The organism is Bacillus sp. z14 (2026), from assembly GCF_058313575.1.
This window is the reverse complement of record NZ_JBZFQK010000003.1, coordinates 267,428-287,673: the sequence shown is the minus strand read 5'-3', so window position 1 is coordinate 287,673 and position 20,246 is coordinate 267,428. Positions and strand designations below refer to the sequence as shown.

General features: G+C 38.5%; 19 protein-coding genes. 18 read left to right on the top strand and 1 reads right to left on the bottom strand.

Going from position 1 to position 20,246, the window contains the following annotated elements; translation table 11 throughout:
- Window positions 1–3 precede the first annotated feature (3 nt).
- The 17 genes from AC4G3O_RS12415 to AC4G3O_RS12335 all read left to right on the top strand — a co-directional run bounded on the left by AC4G3O_RS12415 (window position 4) and on the right by AC4G3O_RS12335 (window position 17,839).
- Window positions 4–828, top strand: coding sequence for a flagellin N-terminal helical domain-containing protein (locus tag AC4G3O_RS12415; RefSeq protein WP_491136243.1), 825 nt, complete (start codon window positions 4–6; stop codon window positions 826–828).
- A gap of 18 nt (window positions 829–846) precedes the next feature.
- Window positions 847–1,284: a YaaR family protein gene (locus AC4G3O_RS12410; protein WP_490552618.1), complete on the top strand. Its 438-nt coding sequence runs from the start codon at window positions 847–849 to the stop codon at window positions 1,282–1,284.
- Between the two features lie 68 nt (window positions 1,285–1,352).
- A complete protein-coding gene (fliT, locus tag AC4G3O_RS12405) occupies window positions 1,353–1,706 on the top strand; it encodes a flagellar protein FliT (protein WP_066106070.1) in 354 nt (117 codons plus the stop codon).
- 180 nt (window positions 1,707–1,886) lie between these two features.
- Window positions 1,887–2,435, top strand: coding sequence for a ribosome hibernation-promoting factor, HPF/YfiA family (gene hpf, locus AC4G3O_RS12400; RefSeq protein WP_066106072.1), 549 nt, complete (start codon window positions 1,887–1,889; stop codon window positions 2,433–2,435).
- Window positions 2,436–2,878: 443 nt separating this feature from the next.
- Complete coding sequence (secA, locus tag AC4G3O_RS12395) at window positions 2,879–5,383, top strand: preprotein translocase subunit SecA (RefSeq protein ID WP_490558614.1); 2,505 nt, start codon at window positions 2,879–2,881, stop codon at window positions 5,381–5,383.
- A 157-nt stretch (window positions 5,384–5,540) separates the two neighbouring features.
- Window positions 5,541–6,642 (top strand): peptide chain release factor 2 gene (gene prfB, locus AC4G3O_RS12390; RefSeq protein ID WP_139063848.1). Its coding sequence is split into 2 segments (ribosomal slippage): window positions 5,541–5,612 and window positions 5,614–6,642, totalling 1,101 coding nucleotides; the frame shifts between segments, so codons are not numbered across the junction.
- Between the two features lie 183 nt (window positions 6,643–6,825).
- Entirely contained in the window at window positions 6,826–7,755 is a 930-nt protein-coding gene (locus AC4G3O_RS12385) for an ABC transporter ATP-binding protein (RefSeq protein ID WP_140461795.1), read from the top strand.
- Window positions 7,752–8,702, top strand: coding sequence for an ABC transporter permease (locus AC4G3O_RS12380; RefSeq protein ID WP_491136242.1), 951 nt, complete (start codon window positions 7,752–7,754; stop codon window positions 8,700–8,702). Before AC4G3O_RS12385 ends, AC4G3O_RS12380 begins: the two co-directional genes overlap by 4 nt.
- A gap of 159 nt (window positions 8,703–8,861) precedes the next feature.
- Window positions 8,862–9,731, top strand: a complete 870-nt coding sequence (locus AC4G3O_RS12375) for a YitT family protein (protein WP_395940468.1) — start codon at window positions 8,862–8,864, stop codon at window positions 9,729–9,731.
- Between the two features lie 55 nt (window positions 9,732–9,786).
- A complete protein-coding gene (locus AC4G3O_RS12370; RefSeq protein WP_077248104.1) occupies window positions 9,787–10,128 on the top strand; it encodes a c-type cytochrome in 342 nt (113 codons plus the stop codon).
- A 343-nt stretch (window positions 10,129–10,471) separates the two neighbouring features.
- Complete coding sequence (gene ftsE, locus AC4G3O_RS12365; RefSeq protein WP_066106856.1) at window positions 10,472–11,158, top strand: cell division ATP-binding protein FtsE; 687 nt, start codon at window positions 10,472–10,474, stop codon at window positions 11,156–11,158.
- Complete coding sequence (gene ftsX, locus AC4G3O_RS12360) at window positions 11,148–12,041, top strand: permease-like cell division protein FtsX (protein ID WP_066106086.1); 894 nt, start codon at window positions 11,148–11,150, stop codon at window positions 12,039–12,041. Before ftsE ends, ftsX begins: the two co-directional genes overlap by 11 nt.
- A gap of 99 nt (window positions 12,042–12,140) precedes the next feature.
- A complete protein-coding gene (locus AC4G3O_RS12355; protein ID WP_066106090.1) occupies window positions 12,141–13,391 on the top strand; it encodes a murein hydrolase activator EnvC family protein in 1,251 nt (416 codons plus the stop codon).
- Between the two features lie 213 nt (window positions 13,392–13,604).
- The gene (locus AC4G3O_RS12350; protein ID WP_491136241.1) at window positions 13,605–14,711 is read left to right on the top strand and encodes an AimR family lysis-lysogeny pheromone receptor; all 1,107 of its coding nucleotides are present in this window, start codon (window positions 13,605–13,607) and stop codon (window positions 14,709–14,711) included.
- A gap of 4 nt (window positions 14,712–14,715) precedes the next feature.
- Window positions 14,716–14,841: a hypothetical protein gene (locus tag AC4G3O_RS12345; RefSeq protein WP_257469103.1), complete on the top strand. Its 126-nt coding sequence runs from the start codon at window positions 14,716–14,718 to the stop codon at window positions 14,839–14,841.
- Window positions 14,842–14,946: 105 nt separating this feature from the next.
- The gene (locus tag AC4G3O_RS12340) at window positions 14,947–16,383 is read left to right on the top strand and encodes a S41 family peptidase (protein WP_491136240.1); all 1,437 of its coding nucleotides are present in this window, start codon (window positions 14,947–14,949) and stop codon (window positions 16,381–16,383) included.
- Window positions 16,384–16,663: 280 nt separating this feature from the next.
- On the top strand, window positions 16,664–17,839 hold the full coding sequence (locus AC4G3O_RS12335; RefSeq protein WP_491136239.1) for a PDZ domain-containing protein: 1,176 nt from the start codon (window positions 16,664–16,666) through the stop codon (window positions 17,837–17,839).
- Window positions 17,840–17,929: 90 nt separating this feature from the next.
- Here AC4G3O_RS12335 and AC4G3O_RS12330 read toward each other — a convergent pair whose 3' ends face one another.
- Window positions 17,930–18,541 (bottom strand): PH domain-containing protein, encoded by a 612-nt coding sequence (locus tag AC4G3O_RS12330; RefSeq protein ID WP_491136238.1) that lies wholly within the window; start codon window positions 18,539–18,541, stop codon window positions 17,930–17,932.
- 243 nt (window positions 18,542–18,784) lie between these two features.
- On the opposite strand from AC4G3O_RS12330, the gene AC4G3O_RS12325 reads away from it, so the two are divergent.
- The gene (locus tag AC4G3O_RS12325; protein ID WP_490558620.1) at window positions 18,785–19,939 is read left to right on the top strand and encodes an FtsW/RodA/SpoVE family cell cycle protein; all 1,155 of its coding nucleotides are present in this window, start codon (window positions 18,785–18,787) and stop codon (window positions 19,937–19,939) included.
- Window positions 19,940–20,246: the final 307 nt, after the last annotated feature.

Genomic DNA, 20,246 nt, shown 5'->3' with positions numbered 1-20,246 from the left:
TCCATGAAAATTAATCATAATATTTCTGCCTTGAACGCCTATCGTAATCTATCAACTAATACAACCAATACAAATAAAAGCTTAGAAAAGCTATCTTCAGGACTTCGTATTAATAAAGCGTCCGATGATGCAGCGGGACTAGCTATTTCAGAGAAAATGCGTTCACAAATTCGCGGTCTAAATATGGCGGAACGAAATGCCCTTGATGGAGTTTCTCTCATTCAAACTGCAGAAGGCTCCTTGTCATCTGTCCACGAAATGCTGCAGCGTATGAGAGAATTAACGGTTCAAAGCGCGAATGGGACTTATACGAATGAAGATCGTGAAGCCATCCAGGAAGAGTATAATCAGCTTACAGCAGAAATTGAGCGTGTGAGTGAGACGACTGAGTTTAATAGTGCGAAACTATTAGATGGAAGCCAATCTGAATTTAGTTTTCAAATAGGAGCCAACGCAGGCCAAACGATTGAGTTAACGATAAATAAAATGAATGCTGAAGAACTTGGATTAGGAACCGCCGATGCACCATTGAATGTGAAAACAGCGGAGGCTGCCAATGCTGCTATTTCAAAAATTGATAAAGCAATCGCGGCCGTTTCTGCTGAGCGTTCCAACTTAGGTGCGATGCAGAATCGTCTGGAGCATACGATTACGAATTTACAAACAATGAGTGAAAACGTAACCTCTGCAGAATCACGGATTCGCGATGTAGACATGGCTCTTGAGATGACTGAGTTCACAAAGAATACCATTTTAAATCAGGCAGCACAGGCCATGTTGGCACAAGCCAACCAACTTCCACAGGGTGTGCTACAATTATTGAAGTAACAAAGTTGAGGTGATCTCATGGAGGTACAACGAGTAGGCAGGACTGGTTTGCAAAAGGTCAGTTCTAAGGAAGAGGTAGCCAAGGATTCGATTGCCTTTAAAGAGGTTATGGGAACCAGGCGCAATGATTTGACTCTTGATCGATTGACACGGAAAATGCAGGAGATTGAGGAGCAGGGCAAGAGGCTCGGTGAAACTCAGTCGGTTGATTATTTACGAAAATATAAGAAGCTTGTGAAAGACTTTTTAGATGATGCCGTAAAAAATGGGCTGCAATTAGAGGAGCATCGCGGTTTTAATCATCGTGGATCAGCAAAGGTGTATAAGCTTGTAAAAGAAGTGGATAAAAAGCTGGTTGACCTCACAAATGCAGTCCTTGATAAGGAAGATAAACGTATACATTTATTAGGCATGATTGGCGAAATCCAAGGAATGCTCATTAATATTTATACGTAATGGGGGTTTGGCCTTGGCTTTTACCGAAGTCAGGGCTTTTTTAAATGAGAGACAGAGGAGCTCGGTTTATGATGAGTGCACTGCGGGAATATTTTCAGGTAACAAGGGAAGCGATAGAGGTATTAAGTGATTTGAGCTGGGAAAAAGACCGCGAGATCGCTATTTCTAGGCTGGATGAAATCATTCGTATTCGGGAAAGTCTGCAAAAAGATATACAGCCTCCTTTTACTGACGAGGAAAAAAAGCTTGGCGAGTTATGTGTGAAGCTGAATGAAGAACTGGCGAAAGCAATGGCCAAACGGAGAATGGAAGTGGCTCGGAACCTTAAAATGGTACGGGAGCAAAAGCAGCATAATCAAAAATATGCCAACCCCTATGAGGCGATTTTAACAGATGGAGTTTATTACGATAAGAGGAAATGATTACCTCAAATGAATTATCATGAGAAGTAGTGCTTTTTTGTTGTTGAATAGGGTATACTATATATGAATTCCTTGAAAATCCTGAATATTTAAACTTAAACAAATTGTCGATATAGGCAGGATTTTTAAAAGGGATTAGAGAATATTAATAGTTATAGAGTAGAAAAGGAGGACTCACTTATGAATTATAACATTCGTGGTGAAAACATTGAGGTAACTCCAGCAATCAGAGAATATGTAGAGAAAAAAATCGGAAAATTGGAAAGATACTTTACAGAAACACCTGATGCAAACGTACATGTCAATCTGAAGGTGTACAATGATAAAACAACAAAAGTTGAAATCACTATTCCGCTACCTAACCTAGTGCTACGTGCAGAGGAAACAAATACAGATATGTATGCAGGTATCGATTTAATTAACGATAAATTGGAAAGACAAATTCGTAAATATAAAACAAAAGTTAACCGTCGTTCTCGTGAAAGCGGTAAAGAGTTATTCACTTTTCCAGCTGGAGAAGTCGGTGTTGAGCAAGAAGAGGATGATAAATTAGAAGTTGTGCGTGTGAAACGCTTTGATCTTAAACCAATGGACAGCGAAGAAGCAATTCTTCAAATGGACATGCTAGGACACAATTTCTTCATCTATACTGATGCAGAAACTGACGGCACTCACATCGTTTACAAACGTAAAGATGGCAAATACGGCTTAATTGAAGCACAAAGCTAATTTTATACTTGATAATGGGCAGCTCCTGTAAGGGGGCTGCTTTTTCATTGAATGATCGTGATCAGAAAATGGGCATAAATCCATCTCGTTCAATCAAAACTTGAACTTATTGAAACCTCATCTATGGAGGCACCTAGTCTACTATGTTTGTGTATCAATTCTATTATAATTAGAAATCAGCCTAACCATTTATGAGGAAACCTCTCTTCAATATTTAAGCCCTTCATGCAATTTCTCTATCAAAATTTCAAAGCTCAGTTATGAACTTAAGTATATTTTGAGGTAAAATAACCCAAAAATATCATGTGTGTACACACTCCTTCTGTTGTTTTGTCCATTTGTAAGTGTTACTATTAATGTGAAATTTAAAAATATGAACGATTATTAATCTATATCATTCTAGGGCTAATGAACCCTGTACAGATAAGAGGAGAGACTGCTTAATGGGGATTTTGAATAAATTGTTTGACCCTAATAAATCTGAGCTTAAACGCCTGAATAAGGCTGCAAATAAAATAGAAGCTTTGGCATCTGCCATGGAAGCTTTGTCTGATGAAGAACTGTCTGCTAAAACAACGGAATTTCAAGAACGTTACGCGGGTGGAGAGAAACTCGACGATATACTGCCTGAGGCATTTGCAGTAGTCAGAGAAGCATCACGCCGTGTCCTTGGCATGTATCCTTTCCAGGTTCAATTAATGGGGGGTATCGCCCTTCATGAAGGTAATATTTCTGAGATGAAAACAGGGGAAGGTAAAACATTGACCTCCACTATGCCTGTTTACTTAAATGCGATTACTGGTAAAGGTGTTCATGTCATTACAGTCAATGAATACTTAGCAAGCCGTGACGCCACTGAAATGGGGCAATTATTTAACTTCCTTGGGCTTTCAGTCGGCTTGAATCTTACTGGAATGAGCCGTGAAGAGAAACAGGAAGCGTATAATGCCGATATTACCTATGGTACAAATAACGAGTTTGGGTTTGATTATTTACGTGACAATATGGTGCTGTATAAGGAACAGATGGTACAGCGTCCGCTTCATTATGCTGTAATAGATGAGGTTGACTCCATCCTGATTGATGAAGCACGTACGCCATTGATTATCTCTGGTTCCGCTCAAAAATCAACTCAGCTTTATATACAGGCGAATGCCTTTGTCCGTACTTTATCAAAAGAAAGAGATTACACATACGACGAAAAGACAAAAGGTGTTCAGCTGACTGAAGAAGGAATGAGCCGTGCTGAAAAAGCATTCGGCATTGATAACTTATTCGATATTAGCCATGTTGCCTTGAACCATCATATTAACCAGGCGTTAAAAGCGCATGTTTCCATGCATTTGGATGTGGATTATGTGGTTCAGGATGGCGAGATTGTCATCGTTGACCAATTTACCGGCCGTCTAATGAAAGGACGCCGTTATAGTGATGGCTTGCATCAGGCGATCGAAGCGAAAGAAAACCTCGATATCCAGAATGAAAGCATGACGCTTGCGACGATTACGTTCCAAAACTACTTCCGTATGTATGAAAAGCTTGCCGGTATGACTGGTACAGCGAAAACAGAGGAAGAGGAATTCCGTAATATTTATAATATGAATGTTATTGCGATTCCAACGAACCGCGACATCGTGCGTGATGACCGTGCAGATTTGATTTTTGCCTCTATGGAAGGGAAATTCAAAGCGGTCGTTGAGGATATCGCTGAACGCCATGCGAAGGGTCAGCCAGTATTGGTTGGTACAGTAGCGATTGAAACGAGTGAATATGTATCTGAATTATTGAAGAAAAAAGGAATTCCGCATAGTGTCCTGAATGCGAAGCAGCATGAACGCGAAGGAAATATCATCCTTGATGCCGGTCAGCCAGGTGCCGTAACAATTGCTACGAATATGGCGGGCCGTGGTACAGATATCAAGCTTGGTGAAGGTGTGAAGGAAGTCGGCGGTCTTGCCGTTATTGGTACGGAGCGCCATGAAAGCCGCCGTATTGATAATCAGCTGCGTGGACGTTCTGGTCGTCAGGGAGACCCTGGGGTTACACAATTCTATCTTTCATTAGAGGATGAATTGATGCGCCGTTTTGGATCTGACAATATTAAGAGCATGATGTCCCGTCTCGGTATGGAGGATGACCAACCGATTCAAAGTAAAATGGTATCTAAAGCCGTTGAATCTGCGCAAAAACGAGTTGAAGGTAATAACTATGATGCCCGTAAACAATTGCTTGAATATGATGATGTACTTCGTCAACAACGTGAGATTATTTATAAGCAGCGTTTTGATGTACTATCAAGTGAGAATCTGCGTGAAATCGTAGAGACTATGATTCGTTCCTCTCTGCAGCGCAATGTCTATGCCTTTGCGCCTGATGTGGAAAGCGAAGAGTGGAATATTGAAGGATTGCTTGATTATGTCTATGCCAACCTTCTGCCTGAAGGTACTTTTAATGCTGAGGAATTAAAAGAGCTTGATGGGGAAGAATTAATTGAATTAATTTATGGCAAAATCATTGAAAAATACAATGAGAAGGAAGAAGAGCTTTCTTCTGAGCAAATGCGTGAGTTTGAAAAGGTAATTGTATTGCGTGCGGTTGATAGCAAGTGGATGGATCACATTGATACAATGGAACAATTGAGACAAGGTATTCATTTACGTGCCTATGCTCAAATCAATCCGCTCAATGAATATCAGCAAGAAGGCTTTGCGATGTTCGAGGCCATGGTTTCTGCGATTGAGGATGATGTGGCTAAATACATCATGAAAGCTGAGATCCGCAATAATCTAGAGCGTGAAGAGGTTGTGAAAGGACAGGCTGTTAATCCGAAGAGTGATGAAGGAGAGACAGTCAAGAAGAAACCGAAACGTAATGAAGAATCCGTTGGACGAAATGCTCCATGTCCATGCGGTAGCGGTAAGAAATATAAGAATTGCCATGGAAGATAAATAAGACATGTCAGTATCTTTAGATGACGTTGACGCGTATAATAAGATATGTTAAATAAAGAGGGACGGCTAAAGGATAGGCCGGCTCTCTTTTTCCTGAAAAGGAGATTTAAATTGTGAGTAACAAGCTTTGTAAAAATAGATGAGGTGAACGTAAATGGAAATAGCAGAAATTCGTAACGAGTTAGAAAAAACAGCCACACGTTTGGCGGACTTTAGGGGGTCTCTTTGACTTAGAAGAAAAAGAAGCCCGTATTATGGAATTGGACGAGATCATGTCCGAACCATCATTTTGGAATGACCAAGCGAAAGCGCAGGGAATTATTAACGAGGCAAATGGCTTGAAGGATCAAGTGGGCGAATTTAATGCATTAAATGAGTCATACGAGAATTTGGATTTGACCTTTGAATTAATTAAGGAAGAGCCAGATGTAGATCTCCAGGAAGAACTGGAGAGCGAGCTTATGGAACTATCCGAGAGATTGAATGCGTTTGAGCTTCAGCTGTTATTGAGTGAAGAATATGACAAGAATAATGCCATTTTAGAGCTTCATCCAGGTGCAGGCGGAACGGAATCTCAGGATTGGGCATCCTTACTGCTGCGTATGTATACAAGATGGGCTGAAAAGAAAGGCTTCAAGGTAGAAACACTTGATTATCTTCCTGGTGATGAAGCTGGAGTTAAAAGCGTAACGCTAGGCATTCGAGGCCACAATGCGTATGGCTATTTGAAGGCAGAAAAAGGCGTACACCGCCTAGTACGTATCTCGCCGTTTGACTCCTCAGGACGTCGTCATACCTCTTTCGTTTCCTGTGAGGTAATGCCTGAATTCAATGATGAGATTAATATCGAAATTCGTACAGAGGATTTGAAAATTGATACGTATCGTGCGAGCGGTGCCGGTGGTCAGCATATCAATACAACAGATTCTGCCGTTCGGATCACTCATTTACCAACGAATACAGTGGTCAGCTGCCAAACTGAGCGCTCCCAAATCAAGAACCGTGAAACAGCTATGAAAATGCTGAAATCCAAGCTTTATCAACTGGAAATCGAGCAACAAGAAGCTGAATTGGCAGAAATTCGTGGAGAACAAAAGGAAATTGGCTGGGGAAGTCAAATCCGTTCCTATGTATTCCATCCATATTCCATGGTTAAGGACCACCGTACAAATGCAGAAACCGGGAATATTCAGGCTGTCATGGATGGAGATTTAGATATGTTCATCGATGCTTATTTACGTTCAAAATTATCCTAATTCATATAGAACTTTTAAAGGATCAGCTAAGATATAGCTGGTCTTTTTTTTTTTTTTTTTTTTTGGTTAATTTTTAATTATTTTGTAATTTGGTTAATTTTTAATTATTTTGTAATTTCTGTAACTTTTATCCGTTTTATACGGTATTATTAATAGGTGTAATTTTTGAAAGGACGGGATGGTATGAATGAAACGGCTCTTGAAGTGAAGTCATTAACGAAAAAGATTGGCAGCACTGTTATTGTCAATGATGTTAGTTTCAGCGTTAAAAAGGGTGAAATTTTTGGACTGCTTGGTCCGAATGGTGCTGGTAAGACAACGATTATCAGAATGATTGCCAGTCTAATTAATCGTACGAACGGCCAGGTTCTTATTAATGGGCATGATCTGGATAGGGATTTTGAAGGGGCAATGCATGATTTAGGGGCAATTGTAGAGAATCCGGAGTTTTACAAATATATGACCGGCCGAAAGAATATGATCCATTATGCCCGAATGGCCAAAGAAAAGATTAAAAAAGAGCGGATTGATGAAGTTGCTCGCTTGGTAAAGCTTGACCATGCGATGGACAAGAAGGTAAAGACCTATTCGTTGGGAATGAGACAGCGTCTTGGGGTTGCGCAGGCTGTGCTGCATCGTCCTCAGTTATTAATCCTCGATGAACCAACAAACGGATTGGACCCACAAGGAATACGAGAATTCCGTGATTATTTACATCAATTAGCCAATGAAGGAATAGGTGTGCTAATTTCCTCTCATTTATTATCCGAGATGCAATTAATGTGTGATCGTTTTGCCGTTATTGAGAAAGGAAAGCTCATACATATAGAAAACAATATTATAGAGGAAAAAGAGGAAGATTTAAGAGAAGTGGTTTTCTCCATCAATAATGTATTGGCAGCAGTCAATGTAATTAAAGAGCAATTTTCAAGTCTGAATATTGTAAAGCAGGATAAAAAGATGATTACCCTCCAGGCAACACGCGAAGATATTGCCAAAGTAAATCGACAGTTAAATGAAGCAGAAGTAGATGTTTATGAAATTAATGTTGTGAAGAAAACGCTTGAAGATCGATTCTTCGAGATTACAGAGCAAGAGGAGGTGCGAGTATGATTTCATTGATTAAAAATGAATGGATGAAAATTTTCTCTAAAATGTCTTCGTATATATTTATCGGCTTTTTGCTAGTTGCTCTAGTAGGGAGTGCTATTCTAGTAAAGACCATGAATAATGCAGATGATTGGAAAGTGAAGGAAGAGAATAACATACAGTCCCAGCAAGCTGTTTTGGATGATCCGAAGACGTCTGAGGAAGAAAAAGAGTGGATTCAAGAAGATATTGCCCGAAGTCAGAAATTATTGGATACTGGTATCAATCCTAACCAAGAAACAAGTTGGACCTTTATGGTCAATTGGGTTACGTCAATCGCATCTTTTGTGACCTTATTTGCTGTTATTATCTGCAGCGCCTCAGTGTCCGCGGAGTTCTCTGATGGAACAATTAAGCAATTATTAATTCGTCCGCATCGGCGCTGGAAAGTTCTTCTCTCGAAATATATAACAACTTTATTATATGCAGCTACAGTGGTGGTTGTATTAAGTGTTGCAGGATACCTTGTCGGGTTAATTTTCTTTGGTTCAGCATCATTCACAGATAAGATGATCGACCCTACAAGTTTTGACGAAGTGATAACATTAGAAGCAGGCCCATACTTTTTTGAGCTTATGCTATATTGGGTTCCAGGCTTCCTCATCATTATTACGATGGCTTTTATGTTGAGCACTTTGTTTAAAAGCCAGGCAATCGCAGTCGGTATTTCTGTTTTCATCTTGTTTGCTTCTTCAACCTTAAATATGTTAATCACCTCCCTTGTTGAACGATATGAATGGTTAAAATTTGTTTTGTTCCCTCACATAGATTTGAGAAGATATATTATGGAAAGTGCGCCTATGTTTGAGGGAGCGACGGTAGGTCTCTCACTCGGTGTGTTGGCTGCTTACTATGTACTGTTTATCGCGATAACCTTTATTGTTTTCAATAAGAAAGATATTTCGATTTAATCTACAATAGGTGCCCTTTATAGGGTGCCTTTTTCTTTGCCATTTGGCGCGGTTATTGTCTGACTTTTTCATCTTTTATTGCCTTTCATTGTTTCATGTCGGAATTTCGTATAGAATGAATATACTTTATTAAATGTTTAGACGGAGGCTTTTGCAATTGTGAAGAAAAAAAGAAACGCACAGAAGGAATCGCATCCTTACTTCAATCTAATTAAGGATTATTTATATGTTCTGATCGGCTCTGCCATTGTGGCCATCTCCTTTAATATGTTTTTATTACCGACAAAAGTTGCATCCGGTGGGGTCAGCGGAATCAGTACGATTACGTATAATGTATTCGGATGGGAGCCGGCCTTTGTACAATGGGCCTTTAATATTCCGCTATTTATAGCTGGGGTTATTCTGCTTGGTACGCATTTTGGAATTAAAACAGCTGTAGGAACGATCTTTTTCCCATTCGTTGTTTTCCTGACGAGTAACTGGTCTCCATGGACTCAGGATCCCTTATTGGGAGCTTTATTTGGTGGGATTGGTGTTGGATTGGGACTTGGGATAGTATTCCTTGGAAAAGCTTCAACTGGCGGTACCGATTTAGCAGCGCAAATTGTTAATAAATACACCGGGCTTTCTTTAGGAACCTGTGTTGCCGCCATTGATGGTTTAATCGTACTGGCTGCTTGTCTCGTATTTGATATTGAGCAAGGTCTATATGCATTGATTGGGCTATATGTAACGAGCAAAACTATTGATTTAGTCCAAGTCGGCATTAATCGCTCTAAAACGGTTATGATCATTACCAATCATGAAACAGAAGTAAGACGAGCTATTTTGGAAGAAGTGGATCGCGGGGTTACAAGAATATCTGCCCATGGCGGATATACAGAGAGTGAACGTCCGGTATTAATGTGTGTAATCGATCAAACTGATTTCACAAAACTTAAACAAGTGGTTCAACGTATTGATGACCAGGCATTTGTCGTCGTGATGGATGCTGCCGAGGTACTTGGAGAGGGTTTTAAAAAAGCCTAGATACAGCTAAAATAAGGGCATACAAATGTTTTCCTAATATTGGGAGGGGACTTCCTTGAAGAACTATTTGCATTTTGGCATAGCAGTTGTTATCATTGCCCTTGTTGGTTGTGCAACTCATTCGGGTACTGAGAAAAATGAAACAGCCTCATCCACTCCGATTTCGATTGCTAATGATGGAAGTGAAGCGGCAAAGATTTATGAACAAAAATGTTCAAATTGCCATGGAGACACACTTGAAGGCCGAATTGGTCCTGGGTTGGTTTCTGTAGGTGAAAAATTATCCGTGCAAGAAATTGAAGCAATCATTAATGATGGGGCACCTGCCATGCCAGGCGATTTGATTGCAGAGGATGATGCTAAAAAAGTGGCTGAATGGCTTAGCAATAAGCAGTGAAGTATTTTAATAGAATTTACCAAACCGGAGGAGATTATCTTACCGGTTTCTGTTTGTCCTTTAATTAATTGAATAGGTTAAATGACCTCTTCTTTAAGATTGCAACTTGAGTACAATGAACCACAGGCATAGTTAATACTATATTTACGGTATCTGACAAAAAAGGTAATAGAGTTGAAATATAAATGTAATATAAACGTGGTTTTTCTGACATTTTATGATGTTATAATAAAATCGTGACAAAAGATGGATTTTTCCATCATAAAACAAGAAATAACGACACCTGTCGATAAAGCATAGAGGTACTATACACAACATGAAGGTAGAAAAAGGTGAAAACGACATGATAGAAATGATTAATGTTCAAAAGACATATCCTAATGGCGTTTCAGCAGTCAAGGGCCTAAATGTAAAAATCAAATCAGGAGAATTTGTTTACGTTGTTGGGCCAAGTGGCGCAGGGAAGTCTACATTTATTAAGATGATGTACCGCGAAGAAAAACCGACAAGTGGTACGATCATGATCAATGGCAGGAATATTGCCAATATCAAAAACTCGAAGGTGCCTCTTTTAAGAAGAGATATCGGGGTAATTTTCCAGGATTATAAACTGTTGAATAATCTTACAGTCTATGAAAATGTAGCCTTTGCTCTGGAAGTAACAGAGGAAAGACCACAGGTCATTAAGCAAAAGGTTATGGACGTGCTTGATTTAGTTGGTTTAAAGCATAAGGTTCGTATGATTCCAACTGAATTGTCCGGTGGAGAACAACAAAGGGTAGCGATTGCCCGATCCATCGTTCGCTCGCCTAAGCTGGTAATTGCAGATGAGCCGACTGGTAACCTGGATCCAGAAACATCATGGGAAATCATGAAGATTTTCGAAGAAATCAATAGTCTCGGTACAACAGTTGTGATGGCAACGCATAATAAAGAGATTGTTAATACACTACAACATAGAGTTATTGCGATAGAGAATGGATACATCGTGCGTGATGAACAGAAGGGGGAATATGGCTATGAACTTTAGAACCTTCCTCCGACATATAAAAGAAAGCTTCAAAAATATTGGCAGAAACGGCTGGATGACATTTGCTTCTGTCAGCGCCGTAACAGTTACACTATCTTTAGTTGGTGTATTTGTTGTTATTATGATGAACTTAAATAACTTTGCCAGCAGCATTGAGAGTGATGTTGAAGTACGTGTCCATGTGGATCGCACTGCTACTGAAGAACAAAGGATTCAACTTGAGAGTAATCTAGAAAAATTAGGGGAAGTAGATTCTATTACTTTTTCCCCGAAAGAAGATGAATTAAACAACCTGATTGAAAATATGGGTGATCAGGGAAGTGCCTTTGAACTCTTTGAGCAGGACAATCCTCTGAACGATGTATATATCATCAAAACATATCGCCCTGACGATGTCGCAAAGGTTGCGGAAGAAGCAGGAAAAATGGATTATGTTGAAACTGTCAAATACGGACAAGGATTCGTTGAAAAAATGTTTAAAATAGTCGATACATCACGGAATGTAGGGATTGTTTTAATCGCAGCCTTGTTATTTACGGCGATGTTCTTGATATCCAATACGATTAAAATTACCATCTTCGCAAGAAGACGTGAAATTGAAATTATGAGATTAGTAGGTGCCACAAATGGATTTATCCGTTGGCCGTTTTTCCTTGAAGGATTATGGCTCGGCATCATGGGATCTATTATTCCAATAGCGATTATTGCTGTAGGGTATAAGTTCCTTTACGATAATTTTGCATTAGGTTTAACCATTGATTACATGAGCCTACTTCCATACAATCCATTTATCATTCAGGTCTCCCTATTGATTGTCCTGTTTGGAGCTTTGATTGGTATTTGGGGAAGTTTAATGTCGGTTCGTAAGTTTTTGAAAATATAACCATCTAAATTTCAAACATTATCAATTGTGCCCCTTGTAACAAAGGGGCCTACATAGAATAGACAGATTGTGTTACCTAGTATGAAAGGGGAAAGTCACGTGAAGAAGACCATTGTTGCATTAAACACAGCGCTAGTGCTGGGTTTTGCTGGCCTCTTTGGAGGCAGTGTTCAAGCAGCATCCATTGATTCTTTACAACAAAAGAAGAATAACATCCAAGAAAAGAAATCAGCTGTTGAAACAGATATCTCAGAAGCAAACGGTAAAATCAATCAGATTGAATCTCAAAAAGCTGAAGTAAAAGCAGAACTTAATAAATTACAAAAATCAATAACTGAAACACAAGAGAAAATTAAAGAGAAAAATAGCCAAATTACTTCAACACAAGAGAAAGTTACAAGTTTAAAAGAGAGCATTAAAGAAATTGAGGCCAGAATTGAAACTCGCAATGAGATTTTAAAAGAACGGGCTCGCTCCTACCAGCAAAATGGTGGAGGAGTGAATTATTTAGAGGTTGTTTTTGGAGCCAGCAGTTTTGGTGAATTTGTTGAACGTGTAGGTGCTGTATCCACTATTATGCAAGCGGATAAGGATATCTTAACGGAACAAGAAAATGATAAAGCTGACTTGGTTGCAAAAAAAGAAGAAGTTGAAGATAAGCTCAATAAATTAAATGCAATGAAACAAGAGCTGGTAACTATAAATGAAAAGCTTGATGGCCAGAAGGTCGAAAAAAATAAATTAATGGCTATTCTAAAATCCGAGCAGGCTGAACTTGAAGAAGAAAAACTAAGCCTGGAGGAGGAAAAGCAATTATTGGCGAGTCAAGCAGAAGCTGTGAAAAAAGCCATTCAACAAGAAAAGGACCGTCAGGCAGAAGAAGCTAAAAAGGTTTCTGCAAGCACAGGCGGGGGAAATGGTAATACAGTATCTGCGCCGGCCATTACGTCCGGTAAATTTATGCGCCCTGCAGCAGGATATGTATCCTCAGGATTTGGCGGAAGATGGGGAAGAAACCATAATGGGATTGATATTGCCAAGTCAGGTACAGTTCCAGTCGTAGCTTCGGCAGCCGGTGTCGTAACAAGGTCAAATTTTTCAAGTTCCTATGGGAATGTTATCTACCTGTCGCACTATATAGATGGACAAGTTTATACAACAGTCTATGCCCATTTGAGATCAAGAAATGTTTCTGAGGGTCAAACAGTAAGTAAGGGCCAACAAATCGGAATCATGGGAAATACGGGTCGCTCATTTGGACAGCATTTACATTTTGAATTATACGTAGGTGAATGGACTGCTTCTAAAAAGAATGCTGTAGATCCATTGAAATATTTAAGTGGTATGTAAGTTGAAAGATGCACGTAACGCAGTTCTATTTTGAACTGCGTTTTTTTGTTCCTGGGGTAAATCTGAATATGCTAGCAAAGAAACCCGAAATATGTCGGTTTACCAACTATTTTGATGGATAATTAAAGTGTACTATTTAGACAACGCCTGCTAAAATTTGTATTATGGTATAAAATTTTACAAATAATGAGGTGTGGCATGGAGGGTGTTATTTTGAAGGATTTTCTGATCAAGGACGATCAACAGTTTACAGATTTCATCAGTAAACAAAAAGAACTCTATGATCCTGCACAAATTGATTTACATAGTATTATATTTTCACTGAATGATTTATATCCTAACAACTATGAAAAACAGAAATATTTTCTGAAGGAATATTATATCAATTGCAGAGATGCCATAAAACCTCACATTTTAATGGAGTACTTTACGATGCAGGGAGATACGAAAGAAGTAGAATCCCTCCTCCAATCTGAAAGAGAGTTCGACAGTCCCGAGATGAGGACATGGATCTCAATCTATTCCATCCTAAGTAAGCGAAGAGATGGTCTTTTAACTGGTTCGGATTTAATTGATGCCATTTTTAAGGTGAAGAATACGAATAATGAAACGCTCATTCTTTCATTAATTATTCATCTATATGGAATCAGTGAGACAGGCCTTTATGAACCTTTTCATAAGGTCCGGCGTGTTATCGTACCAATGGTTGAATTACTGGATAATGATTTCCTGCGTGAATCATATTCAATTCGTTTGGCTGAGATGGAAGTTCTTACCTACCTGTATATGAATAAAATTGATCTCTGCAGAGAAAAATGCATGAAAGTGATTGAAAGACGCGAATTGGAAGTATATTTTCCTGTTATCTATTCCGTTTTCTATCACACATTGGGTCAATCCTTTATGTTTGAAAATTATCAGGTGGCAAAATACTGGCTAAATAAATCAATGGCTACTTTAAGTTCCCTGCCAGCCGACATACAATCCAAAAGGATGAGTTTTTTAATAAATACTATGGAGTTTTTGAACTCTTTTTGGGGAGTCGATACTGACTCAATACCAAAGGATGAAGCAGAAAAAGCCCATCGCTATCTTGTAACAGGACGAACAGAAGAGGCTTTGCATATATTAGATAATCTGAAAAAAGAGAATGGGTATTTAACTTCGTATCAGCTGTTTTTTTATAGCATCGCAACTGATAATGAAAAATTAATGCAAGTTGCCAGAGATGTTTTTACATCAAACTCAAACTTTTTTTATCTTCAACTATTGAACTCCGAGAATGTACATAGATACAAAGCAAGATTGGGAGGTGAATAGGTTTATGAAGCGAATAGCTGGGTTTGTCATCACGTTATGCATACTGACTTGCGCTTTTGGAAGTGCTGCAGTATTTGCTAAAGATCCAGGACCGATTGCTCCGGGTGCCAGTCAAAAATTAGATAAATAATCATACTATGTACAAGCCTTTCATACAGTATATAGTAGGACTAAGCATTGCACATTTATACGTGCAGTGCTTTTTTAATTGATAGAACTATGAAAGGAGCGATCTATGAAAAATAAATGGTACTGGTTATTTTCTGTAGCCATCTTTCTATTAGTTGTTACAATCGCTGGCTTGTGGTGGAAGTATGTGACATTGGAGAATACGCTTGAATCGAAGAATCAAAAAGAGAATCAGGCTGATTCCTGGCCCCAGTTTGATAAAGTACGACAGGCATATGATATTATTACGTCTAATTACGTAGAGCGTATAGATGGAGCGCAGCTGACTGAGGGAGCTATTAAAGGGATGCTTGGGGAGCTCAAAGATCCATATTCGGTATATATGGATGAAGAGACTTCGTCGCAGTTTCAACAAACATTGGATTCCAGGTTCCAGGGAATTGGAGCTGAAATAAGTTTTATGGACGGGAAGTTTATCATTGTGTCCCCATTTAAAAATTCCCCGGCCGAACGATCCGGTATAAAACCTGGTGATGAAATTATCCGTATTGATAGTAAGGATGTTAAGGGATTGGAACTATATGATGTGGTTTCCCTGATACGTGGGAAGATTGGAACTAAAGTGACGATAGATATTAAAAGAAACGGCAATGATCAGCCAATCACGTTTTTAGTGGAGCGTGATGAGATTCCGATTGAAACAATCCACACGGCTATAAAGAAAGTAAGGGATAAAAAAATTGGTTATATCCAAATCACCTCATTCAGTGAAGAAACTGCAGAGGATTTTCTGGAAGATCTAAAAGGTCTGGAAGAGGATAAGGTGGATGGACTTTTGATTGATGTAAGGGGAAATCCTGGAGGACTGTTAACAAGTGTTCAGGAAATCCTGGAGGTATTTGTAACGAATGAACATCCTTATATTCAAATTCAAGAGAGAAATGGCAAAAAGAATAAATTTTACTCTACTTTAAAAAGTGAGAAGGAGTACCCGATTGCTGTGCTTATTAATAAGGGAAGCGCATCAGCTTCAGAAATATTTGCCGGTGCCATGCAGGAAGCGGAAGGTTATCCATTGATTGGCGAGAAAACATTTGGAAAAGGGACTGTTCAGCAGCCTGTTTCAATGGGGGATGGTAGTACCATTAAGTTAACCTTCTATAAATGGCTGACACCAAATGGTACGTGGATTCATAAAAAGGGTATTGCTCCGACGATGTCCGTTCATCAAGATAGCTACTATACCTTACAGCCCCTTGTTGTTACGGAGGATTTGCGGAAGGATATGAATAATAAACAGGTGAAGACACTGCAGCAGATGTTAGAGGGATTAGGATATGCACCAGGGCGTACAGATGGTTATTTTAGCAGTAAGACAGAGAAGGCTGTCCTAGCCTTTCAGCGGATGCATAAATTGCCGGTTACAGGGAGTGTTGACCAGGATGTCGCAGCTAAGCTACAGCAGGCCGTAGTGGATAAGATTAAGGATGAAAAAAATGACCGTCAGCTGCAAACCGGTTTAAGTTGGTTGGCCCAGCAATAGCATTCGAGTGCCATGGATACCACTGTGAATATGAGGTGCCTTTGTCTTTAAAAGGTGAATATCAAAAAAGTGAAGGTTATGTGCCTTCACTTTTTTGTATGGCTGATTCATCCATTATTATTGTAATTCGTTACCGATCCTTTGTTTCTTCTGCATGGTGGACATCTTAGAAGTTCTTGGTGAGTTTTGTAGTATAGTGACTATCTGAAAAGAATTGATAGGAAAGGAGGGGGGGATTTGATAGAATATTAAGTAAGTGTATGCGAGGTTGGTGATTAATTTGTGGGAAACGTGGATAATTGAAATTGCAAAAGGAATAGGCGAATTGTTTTTACACCCGCTTTTCTATGTGGGATTTATACTTACATATATACTTGGCTCCATGAGGGTCAAACAGGAAAGAAAACTGTTTCATGTCCGTGTAGAGGATTCTATGATTGAAATGAAGGAATATATTGTTCCTAGTTTAGTATGGGGACTCATTCTATCGGTCATCACTGGGCTACTCGGCTTAGCTGTACCATTTGATTTCATTGTAATCGTAGGAATCTTCATGTTACTGATTAGTGTAAGCATGCAAATCAGATTTCTTTCCCCGGCTTATACAGTTGGATTGGCCTTTCTTGTTATCTATATTTTATATGTAACAGGGTTTGAGGGTATCCTAAATAACAGCTTTTTTGCATTTGAGCAGGCGATTTATCCTTCAATAGCTGTTTTAATAGGTTTATTGATTATTACAGAGGGAGTATTAATTCGGAAAAGAGGAGCTATTCAAGTTTCTCCTTCAGTTGAAAAAGGAAAGCGTGGTCTCTATATTGGAACGCAAACAACAAAAAGAGTTTGGCTGGTGCCGGTCTTATTATTTATTCCTAATGGAATGTTGAATGTTAGCGGAGATTTTTGGCCTGTCTTTTCATTTGGAGGAACGGATTGGAGTCCTATTCTGGTGCCATTTTTTATTGGGTTCTCCCTTAAAGTGAAAAGTAATTTGATGGGCAATGTGGCTGGAAGGCTTGGAAACCATGTAGCTATCCTAGGCATCATTGTATTAGCTCTGGCTGTAGCTGGAAAGTGGTATCCGATTGTCAGTTTAGCAGCTGCCATTGTTGCAATCCTTGGCAGGGAAGCCATACAGTTTGTGTATAAAAATAATGAAAATCATTCGAATGCTTTCTTCACTTCAGGAAAAAAAGGCTTAATGATCCTAGGTGTACTTCCGGAATCGCCGGCAGAGCGAATGGGTTTAAAAGCAGGGGAGCGTTTGACCCGTGTGAATGGACAACAGGTTTACAACTCTGAGCAACTTTATGAAGCCTTACAAATCAATCGTGCTCATTGTAAGCTGGAAGTCTATGATACGAATGAGCAAATCAGGCTTGTCCAAAATGCCTTATATGAGGGAGACCATCACGAATTAGGTATTTTGACAGTTGATAGTGAACTGAAGAGGTAGAAGCTTTATTAATAGTATGAATGAAATAAAACAGTGGTCACAGGCTTATATCTGTGATCACTGTTTTATTTAGTTTTCGGATCATACTATTCAAATATTCCCGGACTTATTCAAAATAATATTCCCTACTCTAATCAACTGGTCCTGATCAAATATTTCATCAAATTCCAATCTACGCTTACCATATTGGATTTTTAATCCTCTTTCTAATAGTCCATCCTTGAACCAGTTGACGTTTCTAACGGTCTGATACCTGAATCTTTGTATTACACTGAACCTCTTATTAACAAAAATTATCCTTTTATTGGTAGGAATTAAGTATCCGAAAATTTCCTTCTTACTGCTTTTATCATATTCACAGTAAATGAAGGCCAAAGCCTTCTCATTAGGTTCAAAAACACGTTGAATAAGGGTTCTAAAGAATACTTTATTCCTTTTAATTTCGTTATATTCATAAGGGGAGTAATTTTGGCCGTTATGTTCCAGTAAATTAGCGATGATGGCTTCTATTTCTCTTCTTTCCTGTTCTTCCCGTTCCCTTTTTAACCGCTCTTTTTCCTGTTGCTTTAGAAGGCGAGCTTGTTCCTTTTCAGCTCTCTTTTGTTCAATGCCGGCTTTAACATCGGCGTATTTTTCTTTTTTTGTAAACAATTTAATAAGCATATCTTCTACTTTATAAAGTATGGTTTGATAAATGTTCATTTTAGCCCTCTTATCTATTCTATTTTTGCCCAATCAATCCTCTTGCTATTGTACTAATTGTCTCTTCCCATGCTTCATTATAATCTTCTCATTAATGATTTCAAAAGGACTCTGATCAGTTTTCAGCCTTAATTTCATTTGTGTAGTCGTAAATTCTTTTGTAATAATAGTATTGGTTTTTGTAATATTTGTAATACATAACGAGCGGATGTTATAATATGGAAAAACAGTAGGGGTCATTTAATGAATTTAAACAAGGTTCGTAAGAGTTATTTTGATCTGGACTTATTGTTGATTATCTTTGTTTTTATGGGCATCAGCTGTTTCTATATTTATAGTGCACAGAAGTATTTACCTTATGGAAATCCATTTGCAATAAAGCAGGCCATTTATTTTTGTATAGGACTAATTCTGACATCGGTTGTTTATTATTTTGATTTGAGCCAGATTAAGAGAATGTCTATCTATCTATATCTTTTCGGAATCGGTGTATTATCTTTCCTTCTAGTCGCTCCTGAAAGTATTGCGGAGGAAACGAAGGGGGCAAAATCCTGGTTTCAACTACCTGGTTTTTCTGTGCAGCCTTCAGAGTTTATGAAGGTATTTCTCATTCTTTTTTTGGCAAAAATCATAGTCTCCCATAATGATAAATTTATGAGAAATAAATCTCTTAAATCTGATTTCATCTTATTGCTGAAATTAGGATTGGCTGCAATTCCGCCTCTTGGATTGATTCTCTTGCAGCCCGATGCAGGTACGGCTATGGTAATCGCAGCTATTTTAATAGGCATGATTTTTGTGTCCGGAGTGAATTGGAGAATCATTTTCACCTTGATTTTAACAGGGATTTCTGCCGTGGTTACGCTGGCTTACATCTATCTTTATCATACAAAACTATTACTAAGCTTTTTAGGAGAATATCAAATAAATCGGATACACGCCTGGGTTGATCCATTTAATTTTAGTGAAGGCTATCAGCTTAAAAATTCCATACTTGCCATTGGATCAGGAATGGATTCAGGCAGAGGCTTTAACAATGGTGTTATGTATGTTCCGGAAGCTCACTCGGATTTTATTTTTACCGTAATTGGAGAAGAGGGAGGATTTATCGTTGCCAGTATGGTCATTGCTCTTTACTTCATTATGATTTATAAAATAATTGCAATTGCCACATTAAATAAGGGACAGTATGAACGGTATATCTGCATAGGCATCGTTTCCATGCTCTCCTTTCATATCTTTGAGAATATAGGAATGGTCTTGGGACTTGTTCCGATTACTGGCATCCCTTTACCATTGCTGAGCTATGGAGGGAGCTCAGTATTGGGAACTCTTCTCGCTTTAAGTATTGTGTTAAATATATCTGCAAAGACAAAGACCTATATGTTTTCTAAATAATAATTGTCAATCCTCTCTGTTGTGAGAGGACTTTTTTGTAATCAGACATCTGGATGCGCCATATAGATTGATACAAAAGAGATTTATTTAAAGGAATAAATAGTATAAGAGTTCGTTCTGGAATTATTTGACTGTTAAATAAATAGGTAGTAAAATGTTCTTAAAAAAGAACGTTTCTATACTTAATAAAGGATATTAAGGATTTAGACCATTAGTCCTTATTCAGGACTTAATCACCATCATTATATGCTATTTTTTTGATATTGTTGTTCTTTAAAACGAACATTTAAGGAGGATATTATATATC